Annotated in this window: 19 protein-coding genes; 6 read left to right on the top strand and 13 right to left on the bottom strand. The window is 67.1% G+C overall.

Annotated elements, in window-relative coordinates:
* Position 1: 1 nt before the first annotated feature.
* The 11 genes from nuoK to NN4_RS00715 all read right to left on the bottom strand — a co-directional run bounded on the left by nuoK (position 2) and on the right by NN4_RS00715 (position 11,583).
* Positions 2 to 301, bottom strand: a complete 300-nt coding sequence (nuoK, locus tag NN4_RS00665; protein WP_107656630.1) for an NADH-quinone oxidoreductase subunit NuoK — start codon at positions 299 to 301, stop codon at positions 2 to 4.
* Positions 298 to 1,173 carry an NADH-quinone oxidoreductase subunit J gene (locus NN4_RS00670; RefSeq protein ID WP_147127971.1) on the bottom strand — a complete coding sequence of 292 codons (876 nt, stop codon included), beginning with the start codon at positions 1,171 to 1,173 and terminating at the stop codon, positions 298 to 300. The genes nuoK and NN4_RS00670 overlap by 4 nt, the downstream gene beginning before the upstream one ends.
* A complete protein-coding gene (gene nuoH, locus NN4_RS00675; protein WP_147127972.1) occupies positions 1,170 to 3,005 on the bottom strand; it encodes an NADH-quinone oxidoreductase subunit NuoH in 1,836 nt (611 codons plus the stop codon). The genes NN4_RS00670 and nuoH overlap by 4 nt, the downstream gene beginning before the upstream one ends.
* Positions 2,998 to 5,481 (bottom strand): NADH-quinone oxidoreductase subunit G, encoded by a 2,484-nt coding sequence (locus NN4_RS00680; protein ID WP_147127973.1) that lies wholly within the window; start codon positions 5,479 to 5,481, stop codon positions 2,998 to 3,000. Before NN4_RS00680 ends, nuoH begins: the two co-directional genes overlap by 8 nt.
* On the bottom strand, positions 5,478 to 6,818 hold the full coding sequence (gene nuoF / locus NN4_RS00685; RefSeq protein ID WP_147127974.1) for an NADH-quinone oxidoreductase subunit NuoF: 1,341 nt from the start codon (positions 6,816 to 6,818) through the stop codon (positions 5,478 to 5,480). The genes NN4_RS00680 and nuoF overlap by 4 nt, the downstream gene beginning before the upstream one ends.
* Position 6,819: 1 nt before the next feature.
* The gene (gene nuoE / locus NN4_RS00690; protein ID WP_147127975.1) at positions 6,820 to 7,563 is read right to left on the bottom strand and encodes an NADH-quinone oxidoreductase subunit NuoE; all 744 of its coding nucleotides are present in this window, start codon (positions 7,561 to 7,563) and stop codon (positions 6,820 to 6,822) included.
* Positions 7,564 to 7,594: 31 nt separating this feature from the next.
* Complete coding sequence (gene nuoD / locus NN4_RS00695; RefSeq protein WP_147127976.1) at positions 7,595 to 8,929, bottom strand: NADH dehydrogenase (quinone) subunit D; 1,335 nt, start codon at positions 8,927 to 8,929, stop codon at positions 7,595 to 7,597.
* On the bottom strand, positions 8,929 to 9,702 hold the full coding sequence (locus NN4_RS00700) for an NADH-quinone oxidoreductase subunit C (protein WP_186818187.1): 774 nt from the start codon (positions 9,700 to 9,702) through the stop codon (positions 8,929 to 8,931). Before NN4_RS00700 ends, nuoD begins: the two co-directional genes overlap by 1 nt.
* Positions 9,699 to 10,253: a NuoB/complex I 20 kDa subunit family protein gene (locus tag NN4_RS00705; protein ID WP_135230999.1), complete on the bottom strand. Its 555-nt coding sequence runs from the start codon at positions 10,251 to 10,253 to the stop codon at positions 9,699 to 9,701. Before NN4_RS00705 ends, NN4_RS00700 begins: the two co-directional genes overlap by 4 nt.
* Positions 10,254 to 10,303: 50 nt before the next feature.
* The gene (locus NN4_RS00710; RefSeq protein ID WP_228540775.1) at positions 10,304 to 10,672 is read right to left on the bottom strand and encodes an NADH-quinone oxidoreductase subunit A; all 369 of its coding nucleotides are present in this window, start codon (positions 10,670 to 10,672) and stop codon (positions 10,304 to 10,306) included.
* 515 nt (positions 10,673 to 11,187) lie between these two features.
* Entirely contained in the window at positions 11,188 to 11,583 is a 396-nt protein-coding gene (locus tag NN4_RS00715; RefSeq protein ID WP_135231000.1) for an Rv3143 family two-component system response regulator, read from the bottom strand.
* A 209-nt stretch (positions 11,584 to 11,792) separates the two neighbouring features.
* Between NN4_RS00715 and NN4_RS00720 the strand changes: the two genes are divergently transcribed.
* From NN4_RS00720 to NN4_RS00740, 5 genes are all read left to right on the top strand, one after another.
* Positions 11,793 to 13,334, top strand: coding sequence for a hypothetical protein (locus tag NN4_RS00720; RefSeq protein ID WP_147127977.1), 1,542 nt, complete (start codon positions 11,793 to 11,795; stop codon positions 13,332 to 13,334).
* Entirely contained in the window at positions 13,334 to 13,777 is a 444-nt protein-coding gene (locus NN4_RS00725; protein WP_147127978.1) for a hypothetical protein, read from the top strand. The genes NN4_RS00720 and NN4_RS00725 overlap by 1 nt, the downstream gene beginning before the upstream one ends.
* Positions 13,774 to 15,972, top strand: a complete 2,199-nt coding sequence (locus NN4_RS45915; RefSeq protein ID WP_246180629.1) for an FHA domain-containing protein — start codon at positions 13,774 to 13,776, stop codon at positions 15,970 to 15,972. The genes NN4_RS00725 and NN4_RS45915 overlap by 4 nt, the downstream gene beginning before the upstream one ends.
* 119 nt (positions 15,973 to 16,091) lie before the next feature.
* The gene (locus NN4_RS00735; RefSeq protein ID WP_147127979.1) at positions 16,092 to 16,760 is read left to right on the top strand and encodes a hypothetical protein; all 669 of its coding nucleotides are present in this window, start codon (positions 16,092 to 16,094) and stop codon (positions 16,758 to 16,760) included.
* 122 nt (positions 16,761 to 16,882) lie between these two features.
* Positions 16,883 to 17,929: a chitinase gene (locus NN4_RS00740; RefSeq protein WP_246180656.1), complete on the top strand. Its 1,047-nt coding sequence runs from the start codon at positions 16,883 to 16,885 to the stop codon at positions 17,927 to 17,929.
* A gap of 233 nt (positions 17,930 to 18,162) precedes the next feature.
* On the opposite strand, the gene NN4_RS00745 is transcribed toward NN4_RS00740, so the two are convergent.
* Positions 18,163 to 18,570 (bottom strand): MerR family transcriptional regulator, encoded by a 408-nt coding sequence (locus NN4_RS00745; protein ID WP_147127981.1) that lies wholly within the window; start codon positions 18,568 to 18,570, stop codon positions 18,163 to 18,165.
* A gap of 49 nt (positions 18,571 to 18,619) precedes the next feature.
* Here NN4_RS00745 and NN4_RS00750 point away from each other — a divergent pair, with 49 nt between their 5' ends.
* Positions 18,620 to 19,492: an NAD(P)-dependent oxidoreductase gene (locus NN4_RS00750; protein ID WP_147127982.1), complete on the top strand. Its 873-nt coding sequence runs from the start codon at positions 18,620 to 18,622 to the stop codon at positions 19,490 to 19,492.
* Positions 19,493 to 19,496: 4 nt separating this feature from the next.
* Here NN4_RS00750 and NN4_RS00755 read toward each other — a convergent pair whose 3' ends face one another.
* Complete coding sequence (locus NN4_RS00755) at positions 19,497 to 20,354, bottom strand: class I SAM-dependent methyltransferase (RefSeq protein ID WP_147127983.1); 858 nt, start codon at positions 20,352 to 20,354, stop codon at positions 19,497 to 19,499.
* Between the last annotated feature and the right edge of the window lie 84 nt (positions 20,355 to 20,438).

The raw sequence follows: 20,438 nt of genomic DNA on the forward strand, positions 1-20,438 counted from the left end.
ATCAGAACTTCAACAGGTTGGCGTCGTCGACCGAGGTCGAGCGGCGGGCGCGGAAGATGGTCATGATGATGGCAAGGCCGACAACGACTTCGGCTGCGGCGACCACCATGGTGAAGAACGCGAATACCTGACCGTCGAGGTTCGCGTGCAACCTGGCGAAGGTGACGAATGCGAGGTTCACCGCGTTGAGCATCAGCTCGATGCACATGAACACCACGATGGCGTTGCGCCGCAGCAGCACGCCGGCCGCGCCGATCGTGAACAGCAGGGCGGACAGGAACAGGTAGTTCTGGGGATTCACCGGTTGCCTTCCTCGTCGCGCGGGTTCTCGGTCGCGACCGAGGTAGCGGGTGCTTCGGTCGTGGACGCGACCGAGTTGCCTTGTGCTGCGGTCTGCGACGCGGCCGGGGTGACCGCCGCCTCGGCGAGCGCCCGGGTGCGGCGGTGCCGCAGGATGGTGCTGACCGACAGTTCCTCGAAGGAGCCGTCGGGCAGCCTGGCCGGAATGTCGACCGCGTTGTGCCTGGCGTAGACGCCCGGCGTCGGCAGCGGGGTGGCCCGGTGGCCTGCCTCACGGAACCGGCGCACCGACATCTCGCGCTGCCCGATCTTCGGCCCGAACTGCTCGCGGTGTGCGAGCACCATCGCGCCGATGGTCGCGGTGATCAGCAGCGCGCCGGTGAGCTCGAAGGCCCACACGTAGCGCACGAAGATCAGCTCGGCGAGTTCGCCGATCACGTCGCGGCCCGCGAAACCGGTTGCCGGGAAGCTGATCTCGGATTCCCGGATGCCTCGCGCGATACCGCTGATCAACAGCATGCCGAAGCCGAGTCCGACCGCCGCCGCGGCGAGCTGCTGGCCGCGCAGGTTCTCCTTCAGCGATTCGGCGGAGTCGACACCGACCAGCATCAGCACGAACAGGAACAGCATCATGACCGCGCCGGTGTAGACGACGATCTGCACGACGCCGAGGAACAGCGCGTCCTGGGCCATGTAGAAGACGGCGAGCACGATCATGGTGGCGGCCAGGCAGATCGCCGAGTGCACGGCCTTGCGGGCGAACACCATGCCGAGCGCGCCGACCACGGCCAGCGGCGCGAGCACCCAGAAGTTCACCGCCTCGCCTGTCCCGGTCCGGGTGAGTGGCTCGGCGGCCAGTATCAGCGAGTTCACCGCGACCCTCCTTCCACGCCCACCGCGGCGGGCTCCTTCGGGCTCTCCGGCGCGTCGGTTGCGTTGCCGCCGTTGGCTTCCTGCGCACTACCGGGCACATTCCCGCGGTAGTAGTCGCCTTCGTCGGCGCCCGGGTACATGTCGTGCGGCGGGGCGGACATGCCCGGCTGCAGCGGCACCAGCAGCCGGTCCTTCTCGTAGATCAGGCCGGCCCGGTTGTCGTCGGTCATCTCGTAGTCGTTGGTCATGGTCAACGCGCGCGTCGGGCACGCCTCGATGCACAACCCGCAACCGATGCAGCGCAGGTAGTTGATCTGGTAGACCTGCCCGTACCGCTCACCCGGCGAAAAGCGTTCCGTCTCGGTGTTGTCCGCGCCTTCGACGTAGATCGCGTCGGCGGGGCAGGCCCAGGCGCACAGCTCGCAGCCGATGCACTTCTCCAGCCCGTCCGGGTGCCGGTTGAGCTGATGACGCCCGTGGTAGCGCGGCGCGGTCGGCACCTTCTGTTCCGGATAGAACTCCGTGTTCGGCTTCTTGAACATGGTCGCCGCGGTCACCGCGAACCCGGCCAGCGGATCGAACAGTCCCGACTTGGCCACGTCGCGGGGACGGTCGGGCAGCGGCGGCGTCGGGAAGCCCAGGAACACAGCGGAATCCGCGGTCGGTGCGGCCGGGACCGGCTCGACGGGCGGCGGAGCGCCACCCTTGCGCCCGGCCCGCAGGAACATCCACACCATCAGCCCGGAGACCAGCAGCCCACCGATGACGAGCGCCGGAGTCTGGATCTCGTAGCCCTCGGCCTGCAGCACGCGGGCAGTGGCGACCAGCATTACCCACAGCAGCGAAGCCGGGATGAGCAGCTTCCAGCCGAGGTTCATGAACTGGTCGTAGCGCAGACGGGGCAGCGTGCCGCGCAGCCAGATGAACACGAACAGGAACATCCAGACCTTGGCGGTGAACCACAGCACCGGCCACCAGCCGCTGTTCGCGCCGTCCCACATGTTCAACGGCCACGGCGCGTGCCAGCCACCCAGGAACAGGGTGGTGGCGAGCGCGGAAACCGTTGCCATGTTGATGTATTCGGCCATCATGAACATGGCGAACTTCAGCGAGGAGTACTCGGTGTGGAAGCCGCCGACCAGCTCACCCTCGGCCTCGGGCAGGTCGAACGGGGCCCGGTTGGTCTCGCCGACCATGGACACGCAGTAGATCAGGAACGACGGCAGCAGCAGGAAGACGTACCAGGTGCCGTCCTGTGCGGCCACGATGCCCGAGGTGGACATGGTGCCGGTCAGCAGGAACACGGTGGCGAAGCACAGCGCCATCGCGATCTCGTAGGAGATCACCTGTGCGGTCGAGCGCAGGCCGCCCAGCAGCGGGTATGTGGAACCCGACGACCAGCCGGCGAGCACGATGCCGTACACGCCGATCGAGGTGATCGCCAGAATGTAGAGGACCGCCACCGGCAGGTCGGTGAGCTGCAACGCGGTCTGGTGCCCGAAGATGGAAACCTCGGGGCCGAACGGGATCACCGCGAACGCCATCACGGCCGGGATCAGCGAGATGATCGGCGCCATGATGAAGACCGGCTTGTCCACGATGGCCGGAATGATGTCTTCCTTGAGCGCCATCTTCACGCCGTCGGCGATGCTCTGCAGCATGCCGTACGGGCCGATCCGGTTCGGTCCGATGCGCATCTGCATGCGCGCCACGATCTTTCGTTCCGCGACCACCGCGATCATCGGGGTGAGCAACAGGAACACGAAGATGGCGAGGGACTTTCCGATCACGAGCCAGAGTGGGTCGTGGCCGAACAAGGAGAGATCACTCATGCCGGTGCTCCTTCATCCTGTCGTCGGCGCGCCGCAGCTGCACGATGCCGCCGGGCTGTGTGGCCAACTGTTCGGCGATCGAGCTGCCCGGCGAGTGCTGGGGCAGCCAGACCACCCGGTCGGGCAGGTCGGTGATCACCAGCGGCAGCGTGACGGTGCCGTGCTCACTGGCGACGGTCACGTGATCGTCGGTGGCGGCGCCGATTTCGGCGGCCGTCGCGGGGGACAGCCGGGCCACCGGGGTGCGGGCGATGCCCGCCAGATTGGGTTCGCCCTCTTGCAGGCGGCCCAGGTCGAGCAGCATGCGCCAGCTGGCCAGCACCGCGGTGCCGGGTCCCGGCTGGGTGAGTGGGTGCGGGCGGTGCGCGGGCGCCGCGACGGGGGCACCGTCCCAAGCGCCGAGTTCGGCGAGTTCGGCCCGGGCCGCTTCAGCGTTCGGCAGGCCGAGGCGCACCTTCATCTCGTCGGCAATCGCTTGCAGCACACGCTGATCCGACAGCGGGGCGGGCTGGCGGCGCACCATGTCGTCGCCGAGTGCGGCGGTGAACGGGCGTGGCCTGCCCTCCCAGGTACGGAAGGTGCCGGACTTCTCCATCGCGGTGGCGACCGGGAACACCACGTCGGCCCGGTCGGTGACCGCGCTGTGCCGCTGTTCCAGGCTGACGACGAACCGTGCGGCATCGATGGCCGCGAGCGCCCCGCGCGGGTCCGGCAGGTCGGCGACGTCGACGCCACCGATCACCAGTGCGCCGAGACCGGGTGCGGCCTCCAGGATGGCCGCGGTATCGCGACCGGCCGTGACCGGCAGATCCGGCACGTTCCAGACGATCCGAACCTGTTGGCGGGCCGACGGATCCACCACCGGACGACCACCCGGCAGCAGGCCGGGCAGCGCACCGGCCTCGACCGCGCCACGCTCACCGGCCCGGCGCGGCACCCATGCCAGCGCGGCACCGGTCTCGTCGGCGAGCCGGACCGCCGCCGACAGCGCACCGGGGATGCCTGCCATTCGTTCACCGACCATGATCACCGCGCCCGGTTCGCGCAGCAGGCGTCCGACATCGGAGATCTGCGTGGGATCGGCGCCAGGCGTTGCGGTGTCGCCGTTACGGATGGCGTCGAGCAGATGCGGCTCGGCACCCGGCATGGCCTGCATCAGCTTGCCGGACATCCGATCCAGGCCGCGCGAGGAGTACGGCGCGAGTGAATAGATCGGCATGCGACGCTTGCGCGCGGTCTTGCGCAGCCGCAGATACACGATCGGCGACTCTTCCTCCGGCTCGAAGCCGACGAGCAGGACGATCGGCGCGGTCTCCAGGTTCTCGTAGCTGACCGTCATGCCCTGGCCCGCGACGCGGGCGGCGAGGAAGTCGGCCTCCTCGGCCGAGTGCGCCCTGGCCCGGAAGTCGACGTCGTTGGTGCCCAACGCGATTCGCGCGAACTTGGCGTAGGTGTAAGCGTCCTCTTCGGTGACGCGTCCACCCACCAGCACGCCCGCGCTGCCGAACGCGGCGGCCAGCCCTTCCGCGGCCGCGGCGAGCGCCTCGGACCAGGAGGCGGGCGCCAGTTTGCCGTCCCAACCGCGGACCAGCGGCGTGGTGAGGCGGTCGCGTTCGGTCGCGTAGGCGAAGGCCCAGCGGCCCTTGTCGCAGTTCCATTCCTCGTTGACCTGCGGATCGTCGCCGGCCAACCGGCGCAGCACCTTGCCGCGGCGGTGGTCGGTGCGCTGCGCGCACCCGGACGCGCAGTGCTCACACACATTCGGGCTGGACACCAGGTCGAACGGGCGGGCGCGGAACCGGTAGCTGGTGCCGGTCAGCGCGCCGACCGGGCAGATCTGCACGGTGTTGCCGGAGAAGTAGGAATCCAGCGGTTCGGCCTGTCCGGTGCCGACCTGTTGCAGCGCACCACGTTCCAGCAGTTCGATGAACGGGTCACCGGCGACCTGCTGGGAGAAACGAGTGCAGCGCGCGCACAGCACGCAGCGTTCCCGGTCCAGCAGCACCGCGGTGGACAGCGGAATCGGCTTGGGATAGGTGCGCTTCTCGCCCTCGAAACGGGATTCGGCGCGACCGGTGGACATCGCCTGGTTCTGCAGCGGGCATTCACCGCCCTTGTCGCAGACCGGGCAGTCGAGCGGGTGGTTGATGAGCAGCAGCTCCATCACACCCTCTTGCGCCTTGTCGGCCACCGCGGAGGTGAGCTGGGTGCGCACCACCATGCCGTCGGTGACGGTCATGGTGCACGATGCGACCGGCTTGCGCTGGCCTTCGACCTCGACTATGCACTGGCGGCACGCCCCGACCGGGTCGAGCAGCGGATGGTCGCAGAAGCGCGGGATCTGGATGCCGATCAGCTCGGCGGCCCGGATCACCAGGGTGCCCGCAGGCACGCTGACCGTCGTGTCATCGATGGTGACGCTGACCAGATCGGCGGGGACGACCCCGCTGGCGTTGGTATTCACAGTGGCAGTCATCGCACTCCTTCCGTTTCTCGCACGTCCGCGGCTCCGTCATTCGCCCACGCGGTGGAGCGCGCCGGATCGAACGGACACCCCTGCCCGATGTGGGCGACGTATTCGTCGCGGAAGTACTTCAGCGACGAGACAATCGGGCTCGCCGCTCCATCGCCGAGCGCGCAGAACGACTTGCCGTTGATGGTGTCGCTGATGTCGAGCAGCTTGTCCAGGTCGGCTTCGGTGCCCCGGCCGGACTCGATCCGCTGCAACAGTTGCACGAGCCAGTACGTGCCTTCCCGGCACGGCGTGCACTTGCCACAGGATTCGTGCATGTAGAACTCGGTCCAGCGCAGCACGGCGCGCACCACACAGGTGGTGTCGTCGAAGATCTGTAAGGCCTTGGTGCCCAACATCGATCCGGCGGCGGCGACGCCCTCGTAGTCGAGCGGCACGTCGAGGTGGGCGTCGGTGAACAGCGGGGTGGACGAACCACCGGGCGTCCAGAACTTCACCGTGTGCCCTTCGCGGACGCCACCGGCGTAGCCGAGAAGCTCCCGCAGGGTGACGCCGAGCGGGGCCTCGTACTGACCCGGCCGCTTGACGTGCCCCGACAGCGAGTACAGCGTGAAGCCGGGCGACTTCTCGGTGCCCATGGAGCGGAACCAGGCGGTGCCGTTGAGGATGATCGGCGGCACGCTGGCAATGGATTCCACATTGTTCACCACGGTCGGGCAGGCGTAGAGGCCCGCGACAGCCGGGAACGGCGGACGCAGCCGAGGCTGTCCGCGACGACCTTCGAGCGAGTCCAGCAGCGCGGTTTCCTCACCGCAGATGTAGGCGCCCGCGCCCGCGTGCACGATCAGTTCGAGGTCGTAGCCGGAACCGAGGATGTTGCGGCCCAGGAATCCGGCCTCGTAGGCCTGCGCGACGGCGGCGTGCAGCCTGCGCAGCACCGGCACCACCTCACCGCGCAGATAGATGAACGCGTGCGCCGCGCGGATGGCGTAGGAGCCGATGATGATGCCCTCGATCAGCGCGTGCGGGCTCGACAGCATCAACGGAATGTCTTTGCAGGTACCGGGTTCGGACTCGTCGGCATTGACCACCATGTAATGCGGCTTGCTGACGCCGTCCGGGCCCGCGCCCTGCGGGATGAAGCTCCACTTCATGCCCGTCGGGAAGCCCGCGCCGCCGCGGCCGCGCAGGCCCGCGTCCTTGACGGTCTGGATGACCTGGTCCGGCTCCATCGACAGCGCCTTGCGCAGCGCCTGGTAGCCGTCGTGGCGACGGTAGGTGTCCATCGTCCACGACTGCGGGTCATCCCAGTACCGGGTGAGTACAGGAGTCAGTGTCATGTCAGGCGCCCTCCGAATTCTGTTGCGGCGCTGCATTTTCGGAATCCTGCTGCTGGGCGACCCGCAGTCCGGCCAGGGTGGCCTCGCCCGCGGCGCCGTCGAGCACGCCGGGGCGCTCGTCGGGGAAACCGGCCAGGATGCGCGCGGTCTCCTTGAAGGTGCACAGCGGCGCGCCGCGGGTGGGCGTCACCTGCTGACCCGCGCGCAGCGAATCCACCAGGGCCCGAGCCGATTCCGGGGTCTGGTTGTCGAAGAACTCCCAGTTGACCATGACCACCGGGGCGAAATCGCAGGCCGCGTTGCACTCGATGTGCTCGAGGGTGACCTTCCCGTCCGCGGTGGTGTCGCCGTGGCCGATCCCGAGATGTCGCTCCAGCGTGGCGAGGATGGCGTCGCCACCCATCACCGCGCACAGCGTGTTGGTGCACACGCCGACGTGGTAGTCGCCGGTCGGGGTGCGCCGGTACATCGAGTAAAAGGTTGCCACCGCGGTGACCTCGGCGCCGGTCAAACCCAGCTGGTCGGCACAGAAGTCGATGCCGGTGCCGGTGACGCAGCCCTCCTCGGCCTGCACCAGGTGCAGCAGCGGCAGCAACGCCGAGCGCGGCTCCGGGTAGCGCGCGATGATCTCCTTGGCGTCCAGCTCCAGCCGCTCGCGGATGAACGGCTGATACGGCTCGGGCCGGGTGGTGAGCCGGAGCAGGATTGCGGTGCCGGTGTCCGCCGGTATGCGGTCGATACTCATGACTGCTCCTCGCTGGCGATGGCGCGCTCGCTCATCGGTCCACTCCGCCCATGACCGGGTCGATGCTGGCGACCGCGGCGATCACGTCGGCGACCATGCCGCCCTCGCAAGTCGCCGCTACCGCTTGCAGATTGGTGAACGAGGGATCCCGGTAGTGCACCCGGAAGGGCCGGGTGCCGCCGTCGCTCACCATGTGCACGCCGAGCTCGCCGCGCGGCGACTCGACGGCGGTGTACACCTGACCGGCCGGCACCCGGATGCCCTCGGTGACCAGCTTGAAGTGATGGATGAGGCCCTCCATGGACGTGCCCATGATCTTGCCGATGTGCTTGGCGGAGTTGCCGAGTCCGTCCGGGCCGAGTTGCAGGTCGGCAGGCCAGGCGATCTTCTTGTCGTCGACCATCACCGGGCCGGGACGCAGCTTGTCCAGGCACTGCTCGACGATCTTGAGCGACTCCTTCATCTCGTCCACCCGGATCACGTAGCGGCCGTAGCAGTCACAGCCCGTGGTGGTGGGGATGTCGAATTCGTAGTTCTCGTAACCGCAGTACGGCTGCGACTTACGCAGGTCGTGCGGCAGGCCGGTGGCGCGCAGTACCGGGCCGGTGATCCCGAGGGCCATGCAGCCCTGCAGGTTCAGGTAGCCGATGTCCTGGGTGCGGGCCTTCCAGATCGGGTTCGAGGTGAGCAGTTGCTCCATGTCGCGCAGCCGCTTCGGCATCAGGTCCAGCAGTTCCCGGACTTTGCTGACGCCGTCGTCGGGCAGGTCCTGGGCCAGGCCGCCCGGCCGGATGTAGGCGTGGTTCATCCGCAGGCCGGTGATGGTCTCGAACACGTCGAGGATCAGTTCGCGTTCGCGGAAGCCGAACAACATCGGGGTGAGCGCGCCGAGCTCCATGCCGCCGGTGGCCAGCGCCACCAGATGCGAGGAGATCCGGTTCAGCTCCATCAGCATCACCCGAATGATGTTGACCCGCTCCGGGATCGCGTCGGTGATGTCGAGCAGCTTCTCCACACCGAGGCAGTACGCCGTCTCGTTGAAGAACGGCGACAGGTAGTCCATCCGGGTGACGAAGGTGACGCCCTGGGTCCAGTTGCGGAACTCCAGGTTCTTCTCGATGCCGGTGTGCAGGTAGCCGATGCCGCAGCGCGCCTCGGTGACGGTCTCGCCCTCGATCTCGAGGATCAGCCGCAGCACGCCGTGGGTGGACGGGTGCTGCGGGCCCATGTTGACGACGATGCGTTCCTCGCCCGCGCCGCGCAGGGAGTCGGCGACCTCTTCCCAGTCCTGTCCGGCGACGGTGACCACAGTCGGTTCCGGCCCAGCGTCGCCTGCGACGTCGGGCCGGGTCTCGATCTCGTTCATTAGTTGTAAGCCCTCCGCTCGTCGGGCGGCGGTATCCGCGCGCCCTTGTACTCGACCGGGATCCCGCCGAGCGGGTAGTCCTTGCGCTGGGGGTGACCGTTCCAGTCGTCGGGCATCAGGATTCGAGTGAGCGAGGGGTGCCCGTCGAAGAGGATGCCGAAGAAGTCGTAGGTTTCCCGCTCGTGCCAGTCGGTGGTCGGGTACACCCCGAACAGCGAGGGGATGTGCGGGTCGGCGTCGGGGGCGGACACCTCGACGCGCAGCCTGCGGTTGTGCGTGATCGACATGAGCGGGTACACCGCGTGCAGTTCGCGGCCCGCGTCCTCGGGGTAGTGCACGCCGCTGACGCCCAGACACAGCTCGAAACGCAGTGCGGGATGGTCACGCAACACCTGGGCGACGGTCACCAGATGCTCGCGGTGCACGTGCAGGGTGAGTTCGCCGCGGAACACGACGATCTTCTCCAGCACGGTCTCGAGCCGGGTGCCCGCCGCGTCGAGCGCGCCGCGCAAGGCGTCGACGATCTCGTCGAAGTAGCCGCCGTAGGGCGCCGGTGTGCTGCCGGGCAGGGTGACCGGGCGGACCAGGCCGCCGTAGCCGGAGGTGTCGCCGGTGCCGGTGACGCCGAACATGCCGCGGCGCACGCCGATCACCTCGGCGCCGGGCGCCTGCTGATCGTCCTCGCCGGGCAGCGTGCCTTCCGGGCCTGCCGTGGCCGCCGCGTCGATTTCGTCGTGCGCGGTGGTTGCGTTGTCGGGGGAGTCGAACGTCATCGCAGCAGACCCTCCATCCGGATGGTCGGGGTCGAGGCCAGCGCCGCCGCTTCGGCGGCCTTCACGGCCTCTTCGCGATTGACGCCCAGTGGCATCTCCTGAATCTTGGCGTGCAGTGCCAGAATCGCGTTCAGCAGCATCTCCGGCCGCGGCGGGCAGCCGGGCAGATAGATGTCGACCGGCACCACGTGGTCCACGCCCTGCACGATGGCGTAGTTGTTGAACATGCCGCCCGAGGACGCGCACACCCCCATGGCGAGCACCCATTTCGGCTCGGTCATCTGGTCGTAGACCTGGCGCAGCACCGGCGCCATCTTGTTGCTGACCCGGCCCGCGACGATCATCAGATCGGCCTGCCGCGGCGAGGCGCGGAACGCCTCCATGCCGAAGCGGGCGATGTCGAAACGGCCTGCGCCGGTGGCCATCATCTCGATGGCGCAGCAGGCCAGACCGAAGGTGGCGGGCCACAGCGAGCCCTTACGCAGATAACCGGCGAAATCCTCTACCGTGCTCAGCAGAAAACCGCTGGGCAACTTTTCCTCTAACCCCATATCCGACTAACCTTCACTTCCACTCGTCGCCCGAACACGTTGCGCGGCACTCACTCCCAGCTGAGCCCACCGCGCCGCCATTCGTAGGCGTAGGCCACGGAGACGTTGAAGATGAACAACGCCATCGCGGCGAGACCGAAGAGACCGAGCGCATCGAAGTGGACTGCCCACGGGTAGAGGAACACGATCTCGATGTCGAAGATGATGAACAGCATGGCGGTGAGGTAGTACTTCACCGGAAAGCGTTGGCCGGTCACGTTTCCCGGGCCGCCCGCGATGGCGTGCGGTGTCGGCTCGATACCGCACTCGTACGCCTCGAGCTTGGCTCGGTTGTACCGTTTCGGGCCGACGAGGGCCGCCATGATGATGGTGAACACCGCGAACGCCGCAGCGACCGCGCCTAATACAAGAGTGGGCATCTCGATATTCACGACTGCACTTCCCCTCCTTGCCAGCTGGAGCCCGCGGATGGGTCGTCCGTTGCCGGACGGCAGCTTCCGAGGCGGGCTGACGTCGTTGTCCGCCTCGGCCAGACGCGCCTCATGGCCTGCTCGAGGCGGGTAGGGCTGGTACCCGCGCTCCTGTGAGCTAGGGCACAGCCTACAACTGATCGCTCTGAGTGCTCGAGGTTTGACTGCTGCGTTTGATCGAATTCGCGACGTCGATTTATGACTGAAACGGGGGTAATCCGGGGTCTTGTCACGTGACGTTGGTTGACCGGTCAGTCTGTGCTGCGAAAACGACGTTGTCCGTGCGGATTTCGGCAGTGGATGCGCACTTGCGGTGGGTCGGGTTTCGCGACATCGGCGTGCTGACGCGCACCGGTCTACCGCCGCGTAGGTGCCGGAACTCGATCGGCTCCGGCGACCACTTCCGTCAGCGGGGGATTAATGTGCAGTCTGTATGAATGACTGCGGCGAACGAGGGTAAGGGGTCAGGCTGCCGAGCGGTTGCGCAGCACGCCGACGACCGCCTCGGTGAGCCGGATCGGGTCGATCGGATGCGAGACCGCAGCCTCCGCGCGCGACCACTTGGCCAGCCAGGCGTCGTCCGGGCGGCCGGTGAGCACGAGCACCGGTGGGCAGTGCTCGATTTCGTCCTTCAACTGCTTGGCGATGCCGAGCCCGCCGGTCGGCGCCGATTCACCGTCGAGGATGGCGAGGTCGATGCCGCCCGCGTCCATGTGCTCGATCACCACGGGGCCGGTGGCCACTTCGAGGTAGTCGAACTCGGGTAGTTCCGGGTGCGGGTGTTTGCCCAGTGCCAGGATCACCTGGCGCCGGGTATCGGCGTCGTTGCTGTACACGAGGACCCGCAGTGAGTCAGCCACGAGCGCATGCTACTTCCGAAAGCCCGGCCGCCGTGGCATGTTCGGTGAGATCCGATCCCGCGCGTCGCAAAATCCCCGAGGTCGGCGGGTGAGTGGCACACACCAGCGTGCGAGCCTCTCGCGGTTTGCCGCAGCGATGTGCCACGCAGAGGTCCGAGGGCCAGCGGATTGTAAGCTATCGGTAAGAACGGGCCGGTAGAGTGCCCGAAATGCGGGGAGATCTCACCCAGGCCCTCGTCGATACCGACGTGTGGGCCGATGAAATGTTGGACAGAGCCGGGATTCCGGTGGTGGATGTGCCGTTCGTGACGATCGGCAGTGGGATCGGCTCCTTCGTCACCTATGACACGCTGCGGATCTTCGGGGTGCCCGCGCAGTCGATGGCGGTGCTCGGGCCGCAGGAACATCCGTGGGCGTCCTACGAGTATCTGACTCGGGTGTCACAGATCCCGCGCGGCGAGCGGTTGCGCAGCGATTCGGCGTCCGAGCCGGACAACATGTGGGGCTTTCCGTCCTATGCGGTGCGGGAGGCGATCGCGGACAAGTCGATCAAACCGCTGTGGAATGTGTTCGTGGAACCGATCTTCGCGAACTACTACACACCGCGGGCGGGGCAGGCGTTCGTCGGGATGGAGCGGGAGTTCCAGCGCATCGGGTACGCGAGCTCGTTGCATCGCGGGCAGGTTCGCATGGTGCGCAAGCGGCACGGTGGGGGTTATTTCACGATCCTCACCCCGGCCGCGGGGTCCACGCCGACCAAGCGGGTGGCGTTTCGCAGCACGTATGTGCATGTGGCGGTGGGGTATCCGGGGCTGAAGCTGCTGCCGGATCTGCAGGAGTATCGGGAGACGCATCGCGATCCGACGCGGGTGGTGAACGCGTACGAGCCGCATGAGCACGTGTATCAGGCGTTGCAGCGCAGGCCGGGGACCGTGCTGATTCGAGGTAGCGGGATCGTGGCCAGCCGGGTGTTGCAGCGGCTCATCGACGACCGGGACCGGATGCAGTTGAACACGCAGATCCTGCATCTGTTCCGCACCTATGTCGCCAAGTCGCACGGCAAGAACGTGTTCAACCGGCGCAAGGGGGCCGACGGCTGGGCGTACCAGGGGTTCAACTATCCGAAGTCGGTGTGGGGCGGGCAGCTCAAGCAGAAAATGCGCAACCTGCAAGGTGAGCAGCGGGCGGCGGCGTACAAGGAGATCTCCGGGACGAACACGCCGATCCGGCGGCTGTGGCAGGAGCAGTTGCGGCGCGGGCGCAAGCAGGGGTGGTATCAGATGATGGCCGGGACCATGCGTGCGCCGCGGCCCGCCGTCGGAAGGCAAGGTGTGGTCGCCACCATCATCCCGGACCTCACCGCGGAACTGCCGGTGCCGCCGCCGGCGCAGCCGTTCGACACGACGGTCGATTACATCATCGACTGCACCGGACTCGAGGCCGATATCCGGGAGCATCGGTTGCTGGCGGACCTGCTGGATCATGCTGGTGCGGGCCGTAATCCGGTCGGGCGGCTGGACGTGGACACCACCTTCGAACTGATCGGCACCCGAAGTGGCAGCGGGCGCATCTATGCATCCGGTAGCGCGACACTGGGTGGGCCGTTCGTCGGGGTGGACACCTTTCTCGGCTTGCAGATCGCCGCGCAGGAGATCGCGGACGACCTTGCGGCGCTCGGGTTCTGCAAGCGAATGGGTCCGCTGCGCTCGACGAGCCAGTGGTGGGCCTGGGTCATGAATAAGAGGATCTGATGCTGCCGACGTTGAACGGGCGAATCCAGACCCGGGTGCTCGCGCTGAGCGTGATCGGGTTTTTCGTCGCGCTGATCATCACCCCGCTGCTGCCGACGGGATCGCTGAGTCTCGGCCAGTCCTACCGGGTGACGCTGTCGATCCTGCTCGGCACCGTTCTGGTCGGGGTGCTGTGGGAGTTGCTTTACCATTTCTTGCAACAGTTCCGCTGGGAAAAGGATTGGCCGACGCTGTTCGGTTTTCTCACCATGGTCAACGAGGGGGCGCTCATGTGGGTGCTCGTCCGGTACACGACCATCGTGCTGCCCGAGTCGCTGCGTCCGTCGCTGACCGCGTTCCTGATCCAGTTCGTCCTCACCTGGATCGTGTTCTGGCTGATCGTGAACGGACCGATGCGCGTGGTGTTCCATCGGTGGCGATTCCAGGGCGGCAGGTTCGTGTGAGCAGGCAGATCGAGGTTCTTCCCGGCCGTCACCTGGTGGCGAGTAGCGGGGGTGTGGTCGTGCTGGTCGCGCACCGGGACACGGGTGCGGTGACCGCGGATTCGGTGGCGGCGCGGGCGATGACGGCGTTGCTCGGGATCGTGCGGCAGGCGACGTCCAACGAGCCGCGGCGCAGTGGGCGGACGGTCGCACGGTTGGCCACCAACTGGTTGATGGGATTGGACAATGGGGATGAGGACGCGGTCGAGTTCGGGGTGATCACGCCGGGGGACGGTGGGGTCGCGGTGTTTCTGCACGGTGGGGTGACGGCGGTACTGGGTGGGGTGGACCGGTCGGAGATCTTGCGGGGGCGGGAGGCGGGGTTCACTGTCGATCGGGTGGTGACGCCTGCGCCGGGGGTCGGGGTGGGGTTGTTCGTGGATGAGGTGGGGGAGGTGGCTGAGAAGTTGCCTGAGCGTGGCGTTTTCGCGTTGGGGGAAGGTACGGCGCCCGGGGGCGCGGTCGTGCTGTGGTTTGGTGCGGGTGGTCTTACTACCGGCGCGGAGGGTATTCCGCTGCGCGGGGTTGAGGCGCAGATCGGGGGTGAGTCGCAGCCTGGAGGTGAGCAACAAATCGGGCGCCATCCGCAGCCCGAGTTCGGGCAGTTTCACGGGGTTCCGCGGCAACGCGATGCCGAGGCGCAATTCGGCGTCCAGCCACGGTTCGGGCTCGATGAGCAGCGTGGGGTTCGGCAGCAACACGGTGCCGAGACACCTATCGGCGGCCACGCACCACGTGAATTCGACGAGCAACACGGCGGCGTGACACCTGTCGGCGGCCACGCACCACGTGAATTCGACGAGCAACACGGCGGCGTGACACCTGTCGGCGGCCAGGCGCCGCGCGGGTTCGAAGAGCAGCACGGGGCTGGGCAGCAACACGGCGCTGAAGCACAAAGAGCCGAGCTGCCCGGTGGCGCGCCGCCACGAGCCCCGGAACCGTGGAAACCGGACCATATCGCGGATGCTGGCACGGAATACCACAGCACCTCGGCCGGGTCGCGAGATCGGGGTGCCACGGGGCCGAGAGGTGCTGAGCAGCGGCGAACGTCGGACTTGCGAAAGCAGGACGACCTCGCGGAGGTCGGCACGGAGTATTACAGCGCGTCGCCGGTGTCGCGAGAGCCTGAAGCCTCCGGGCCGACCGGTGGTGAGCAGCAGTATGGTTTCGCGCCACAACAGGTTCCGGATCTGCGGAAACGGGACGATCTAGCGGATGCCGCGACGGAGCAGTACGGCGCGTCAGCGGTGTCGCGGAAGTCCGATGCGGCGTCCTCGATGACGCCGCCGCGCACACAGATTCCGCCGATGGGCGGGGTTGCTGAGTCGCAGGGTGAAAGCTCGTCATCCGCAAATCCGGTCGTGCGCGGCCCGCAGGTCCCTCCGATGGACGCGGTCGCCGAGCAGTCGAGCGGAAGTTCTCCGGCGGTCGGCCCGGCTCAGCCGCACGACAGGGTGTTGCCGCCCAGCACACCGCGGCTGCCCAAGCCGGTCGGTACGGGACAGTCGGAGAGCGTGGCGCACAGCGGCGCGCAACACGGCATTGTTCGTCCGGAATCCGTTGCAGCTCAGCATTTTCCGGACCACCCTGCGGCTCGCGATGCCGATCTCGAAGAGACCGTGGTGCCCGGCGAGGCGTTGGCACCCCGCGTCCGTGACGGTGGCGTCGTGGCCGAGTCACGCGGTGTCGTGGTCAAGGGATTCAAGTGTGCGCGTGACCATCTCAACGATCCGCGGGTGTCGTTCTGCGCGGTCTGCGGTATTCGAATGGATCAGCTGACCTGCATACTCACCGACGGCATCCGTCCGCCGCTCGGTCTGCTGCTGCTCGACGACGGCACCTCGTTCGTCCTCGACAACGACTGCGTGCTCGGCCGCGAACCCGAGCACGCGGAAGCGGTCGCCCGCGGTGCCCGCCCGGTCCGCGTGGAAGACCACTCGGGTGGCATGTCGCGCGCGCACGCCGAGATTCGCCTCATCGACTGGGACGTCACCGTTGTCGACGGCGGTTCCACCAACGGCACCCACATCCGCCAACCCGGCCACCAGGACTGGACCCGCGCCATCCCCGGCCACCCGGTCAAACTGACTCCCGGCGCCCAGATCCAACTCGGCGGCCGCGTCGCCACCTTCGACTCCCAACACGGTCAACTCTGATCAGCCCGTCATCGTCAGCGAGGCCGGATACGTTGTCGGCGTATCCGGCTTCGCCGCAAACGATTTGACATCCGCACGCGTGTCAGTGCGGCGAGTCGGTGTGCGGGAACCTAGAAAGTGTGCGGCGTACTACCCCAAGCTGGCAGCGGGGCGAGCTAATTCCCGACCGGCGCGATCTCAGTGGTGTCGATTTCCAGACCCTGAACTTCGAGGACCTTGATGGCTTCGGAGAAGGCCTTGACGGCCTCATTCTCCGCGGTGGCGGCCTTGTTGGCCAGATCGACGTTGTCAGGATCGCCCCCGGCGGCCTTGGCTGCCTTGGTGGCGCCAGCGGACTGTTCGAAAATGCGGGTCACGGCCTGCATAGCCTTGTCGGCCTGGTCCGCCTTCGAGGCGGCAACACCCGCGGCGGCAGCGGCCTTGTCGAAAGCGGCGTCGACCTCGGCATCGGTTGCACCGCCGGTAGCAGCCTGAGCGGCGGCCTCGGCGGCATTCTTGGTCGTTACAGCGTCATTGGCTTTGGTCGCAGCGTCGCTGGCCTTCGTAGCAGCTGCGGCGGCCTTGTTCGAGGCGTCGTCAGCAGCCTTCTTGGCATCCTCGGCGGCAGCATTGACGGCACCGGAAAGGACAGCGCTGGCGTCCGATATGAGAGCGTGCCGCGCGGACGGTCATGCCTGGTGAGCCCAGAAATCGGCGCACCCGACCCATCCTTATTCGATACCGCCGGTACTGCGGATCGGTGCCGATCCAACCACCGTGTCGCGGCCCCCGCTAACCAGTTGCCGTAGGGCAATCTCTCCCCAGTTGTCGCCATTGGAGTTGATCAGCGGGGGTGTGTTTCTACTTGGTTATGAATTCCACCTGTGGCTCGCGTGGACTCGGCCAACGCTCGGTAATGCTCAGATATTTGATGGCCGTATTGGCGGTGATCGGCACCATGGTGGTCGCGGTCGCGCCGGGTGTTGCTGCGGCTCCGGCTGATGTCTGTCCGACCAAGCCGAAGCCGACTGGCAAAGTGTTGCAGGGCTATTGGGAGAGTTGGGATGGCGCGGCCAACGGGGTGCACCCGGGCATGGGCTGGATTCCGATCACCGACGCCAGGATCGCCGCGCACGGCTACAACGTGATCAATACGGCGTTCCCGGTCATCGAATCCAATGGCACCGCGCGCTGGGAAGACGGCATGGAACCGACCGTCAAGGTCGCGACGCCCGCCGAGATGTGCCAGGCCAAAGCCGCAGGCGCCACCATCCTGATGTCGATCGGCGGCGCGGCCGCGGGCATCGACCTCAGCTCCAGCGCGGTCGCCGACCGGTTCATCGCAACCATCGTGCCTATCCTGAAGCGGTACAACTACGACGGCATCGATATCGACCTGGAAACCGGTCTCGTCGGCAGCGGAAACATCAAGACCCTCTCGGCCTCCCAGGCCAACCTGATCCGCGTCATCGACGGCGTGCTGGCCCAGATGCCCGCCGGTTTCGGCCTCACCATGGCCCCCGAGACCGCCTACGTCACCGGCGGCAGCGTTACCTACGGCTCCATCTGGGGCGCCTACCTGCCGATCATCAAGAAGTACGCCGACAACGGCCGCCTCTGGTGGCTCAACATGCAGTACTACAACGGCAGCATGTACGGCTGCGCAGGCGACTCATACCAGGCCGGCACCGTCCAAGGCTTCATCGCCCAAACCGACTGCCTCGCCAAAGGTCTCACCATCCAGGGCACCACCATTACCGTCCCCTACGACAAACAAGCCCCCGGCCTCCCCGCCCAACCCGGCGCAGGCGGCGGCTACATGTCCCCGTCCCTGGTAGCCCAAGCCTGGAACCACTACGGCACCGGCCCCGCCAACTCCCTCAAGGGCCTGATGACCTGGTCCATCAACTGGGACGGCTCCCGCAACTGGACCTTCGGCAACAACGTCAAGTCCCTCCAAGGCCGCGCAGCCCAGTAACCACCCCACCCACCCAGACCCGCTAGCCACCACGGCCAGCGGGTCGCTTCCCGTCCACTTGACGTTGGTTGCGTGCGCTTGACTGATGCTGCAGCGTGCGTCATGAGAGTGCACCGTGCGTGAAGACCCCCCTATCTCCTTGTGGCGCTACGCGAGTGCCGCCCTGGTCAGTGCGTGGGCACCGTCGCGGAGCTTGGGGGTGCGGGGCCCACCGGCGTCAGCGTGGACGGCCTTCAGGCGGGGATGCACTCCAGCTCGGTGCCGTCGAACGGCGGGTAGGTTTCGCTGGCGGATTCTTCGGCGGCGGTGATGTAGTCGGCCAGCGCGGCGCGGGATTGGGCGAGCTTGGTCATCTGGTCGTCGAGGCGTTGCAGGCGGGCGCGCATGGCGGTGAGGAGTTCGGGGCAGCCGGGGAGTTCGGGGTTCTCGCCTACGGCGCAGGGGAGGAGGTAGGCGATGTCGTCGGAGGACAGGCCCGCGCCGAGGAGGTGGCGGATCTGTTTGACGCGCAGGATGGCGGATTCGTCGTATTCGCGGTAGCCGTTGGGGTTGCGGTCGGCTTCGAGGAGGCCTTGTGCGCCGTAGTAGCGGAGTTGGTGGGCGTTGACGCCCGTTCGACGACTCAGTTCACCGATGCGCATCGCGACCTCACTTGACCTTCATACCGGTATCAACGTTGATGATGCTGCCATGGACAAGAAAACCGAAACATCTGTGGCAGTCATCGGACTCGGGCTGATGGGGCAGGCGCTGGCGGGAGCGTTCCTGAAGGCGGGGCATCCGACGACCGTGTGGAACCGTACGGCGGCCAAGGCCGACAATTTGGTTGCCGAGGGAGCACGCCTGGCACCGACGATCGGCGAGGCGCTCGCGACCAGCAGTCTGACGATCATCTGCCTCACCGACTACGACGCAGTGCACGAGCTGCTCGACGCGACCGATCTAGAGGGAACGACGCTGGTCAACCTGACCTCGGGCGACTCGACCCAAGCCCGGGAAGCAGCGGTGTGGGCCGGAAAGCGCGGTGCCCGTTACTTGGACGGCGCCATCATGGCCCTCCCACCGGGGATCGGCACCGACGAGGCGGTCATCCTGCACAGCGGTCCGGAGTCGGACCTCGAGGCGCACCGGTCGACGCTGGAAGCGCTGGGCAAGATCTCCTACCTCGGCGCGGATCACGGGCTGGCGTCGCTGTACGACGTAGCGGGCCTGACAATGATGTGGAGCGTGCTCAACGCCTGGTTGCAGGGCACGGCGATGCTGCGCACAGCCGGTGTCGACGCCGCGACGTACGCCTCGTTCGCCCAGCAGATGGCCGTCGGGGTGGCCGGTTGGCTGCCGGGTTATGCCGAGCAGATCGACAAGGGCTCGTTCACCGCGGAGACGTCGGCCTTGGCAACCGACGTGCGAGCGATGACGCATCTGATCGAGGAGAGCGAGGCGCTCGGCGTCAATGCCGAACTGCCGAAGCTGTTCAAGGCCATCGCCGATCGCTCGATCGCGGCCGGACACGGTGGCGAGCAGTACCCGGTGCTGATCGAAGAGTTCAGCAAGCCCGCGTAATCGGCTACTCCTGACGGAACCGGATCACCCCGGACCATGGACGGCGCATGGGCTTGCGAAGGTCAGGCGCGGGCAGATACGTGAACGGGCGCAGGAACCAGGGGGCGCGGCGGTATTTGCGCGCGTGTACCAGCAGTTCTTCCACCTCCAACGGCTGCCAGCCGAGTTCTTCGAAGAAGGTGAGCCCGCCCGGCGGCTCGAACTTCATCGGCGCGTTCTCCAGCAAGGACTCCGAACGCATCCGCAGCGTGCCGAGGTTGGTGTCGGCCATCCACCACGCGACCTCCGGCCTGGTCAGTGCACGGACCAGGTCGGTAACGGTGTCGACGTCGAGGTAGAACAGCAACCCCTCGGTGAGCACCAGCGCCTTGCTCGCACGGGCGGTGACCGGGCCGATCGCACCGAGCGCCTCGTCGAGGAACTTCTCTCTCGCTTCGGGATCGGCGAGGTCCACGGCCCGGCGAATCAGCACGCAGTGCGGGGTTTCGCCGGCCAGACTCGCCTCCTTCTCCTCGAGAATCTCGGGAAGGTCGGCTTCGACCCAGACGAAGTCGGCGGGCAGGTCGAGACGGTACGGGCGGGTGTCCAGGCCGGCGGCCAGGTTCAAGATCCGGTCGCAGCCCTCATTGATGGACTTGCTGATGAGGTCGTCCATGAGTTTGGTGCGGGCGATCACCGGCCAGCCGTTGCGCATGATGCTGGGTGCGGCGTCGGCGATGGCGTAGCCCTGGGGGCCGGCGAGCCGGTCGGCCAGCGGGTCCTGGAACAGCGCGTCGGGGCGTGCCGTTTCGCGGGCCCGGTAGGCGGCCACCCACCGGGCGGTGTCCGACACGTTCGAGATAGGTGCTTCTCCGCCAACCATGCGGCTCAGTTTGACACAGCACCGACCGGTCGGCCTTGTGGTACACATCACGTCCCGAGTCGACCCAGAAGCGCTGCGCCAGAG

The organism is Nocardia ninae NBRC 108245 (genome assembly GCF_007990755.1).
Classification (GTDB): domain Bacteria; phylum Actinomycetota; class Actinomycetes; order Mycobacteriales; family Mycobacteriaceae; genus Nocardia; species Nocardia ninae.

Excerpts from the sequence above, each read along its gene's own strand:
- nuoH (WP_147127972.1), bottom strand. The coding sequence starts at position 3,005 with ATGAGTGATCTCTCCTTGTTCGGCCACGACCCACTCTGGCTCGTGATC.
- NN4_RS00680 (WP_147127973.1), bottom strand. The coding sequence starts at position 5,481 with ATGACTGCCACTGTGAATACCAACGCCAGCGGGGTCGTCCCCGCCGAT.
- nuoF (WP_147127974.1), bottom strand. The coding sequence starts at position 6,818 with ATGACACTGACTCCTGTACTCACCCGGTACTGGGATGACCCGCAGTCG.
- nuoE (WP_147127975.1), bottom strand. The coding sequence starts at position 7,563 with ATGAGTATCGACCGCATACCGGCGGACACCGGCACCGCAATCCTGCTC.
- nuoD (WP_147127976.1), bottom strand. The coding sequence starts at position 8,929 with ATGAACGAGATCGAGACCCGGCCCGACGTCGCAGGCGACGCTGGGCCG.
- NN4_RS00700 (WP_186818187.1), bottom strand. The coding sequence starts at position 9,702 with ATGACGTTCGACTCCCCCGACAACGCAACCACCGCGCACGACGAAATC.
- NN4_RS00705 (WP_135230999.1), bottom strand. The coding sequence starts at position 10,253 with ATGGGGTTAGAGGAAAAGTTGCCCAGCGGTTTTCTGCTGAGCACGGTA.
- NN4_RS00710 (WP_228540775.1), bottom strand. The coding sequence starts at position 10,672 with ATGCCCACTCTTGTATTAGGCGCGGTCGCTGCGGCGTTCGCGGTGTTC.
- NN4_RS00720 (WP_147127977.1), top strand. The coding sequence starts at position 11,793 with ATGCGGGGAGATCTCACCCAGGCCCTCGTCGATACCGACGTGTGGGCC.
- NN4_RS00725 (WP_147127978.1), top strand. The coding sequence starts at position 13,334 with ATGCTGCCGACGTTGAACGGGCGAATCCAGACCCGGGTGCTCGCGCTG.
- NN4_RS00740 (WP_246180656.1), top strand. The coding sequence starts at position 16,883 with ATGGCCGTATTGGCGGTGATCGGCACCATGGTGGTCGCGGTCGCGCCG.
- NN4_RS00745 (WP_147127981.1), bottom strand. The coding sequence starts at position 18,570 with ATGCGCATCGGTGAACTGAGTCGTCGAACGGGCGTCAACGCCCACCAA.
- NN4_RS00750 (WP_147127982.1), top strand. The coding sequence starts at position 18,620 with ATGGACAAGAAAACCGAAACATCTGTGGCAGTCATCGGACTCGGGCTG.
- NN4_RS00755 (WP_147127983.1), bottom strand. The coding sequence starts at position 20,354 with ATGGTTGGCGGAGAAGCACCTATCTCGAACGTGTCGGACACCGCCCGG.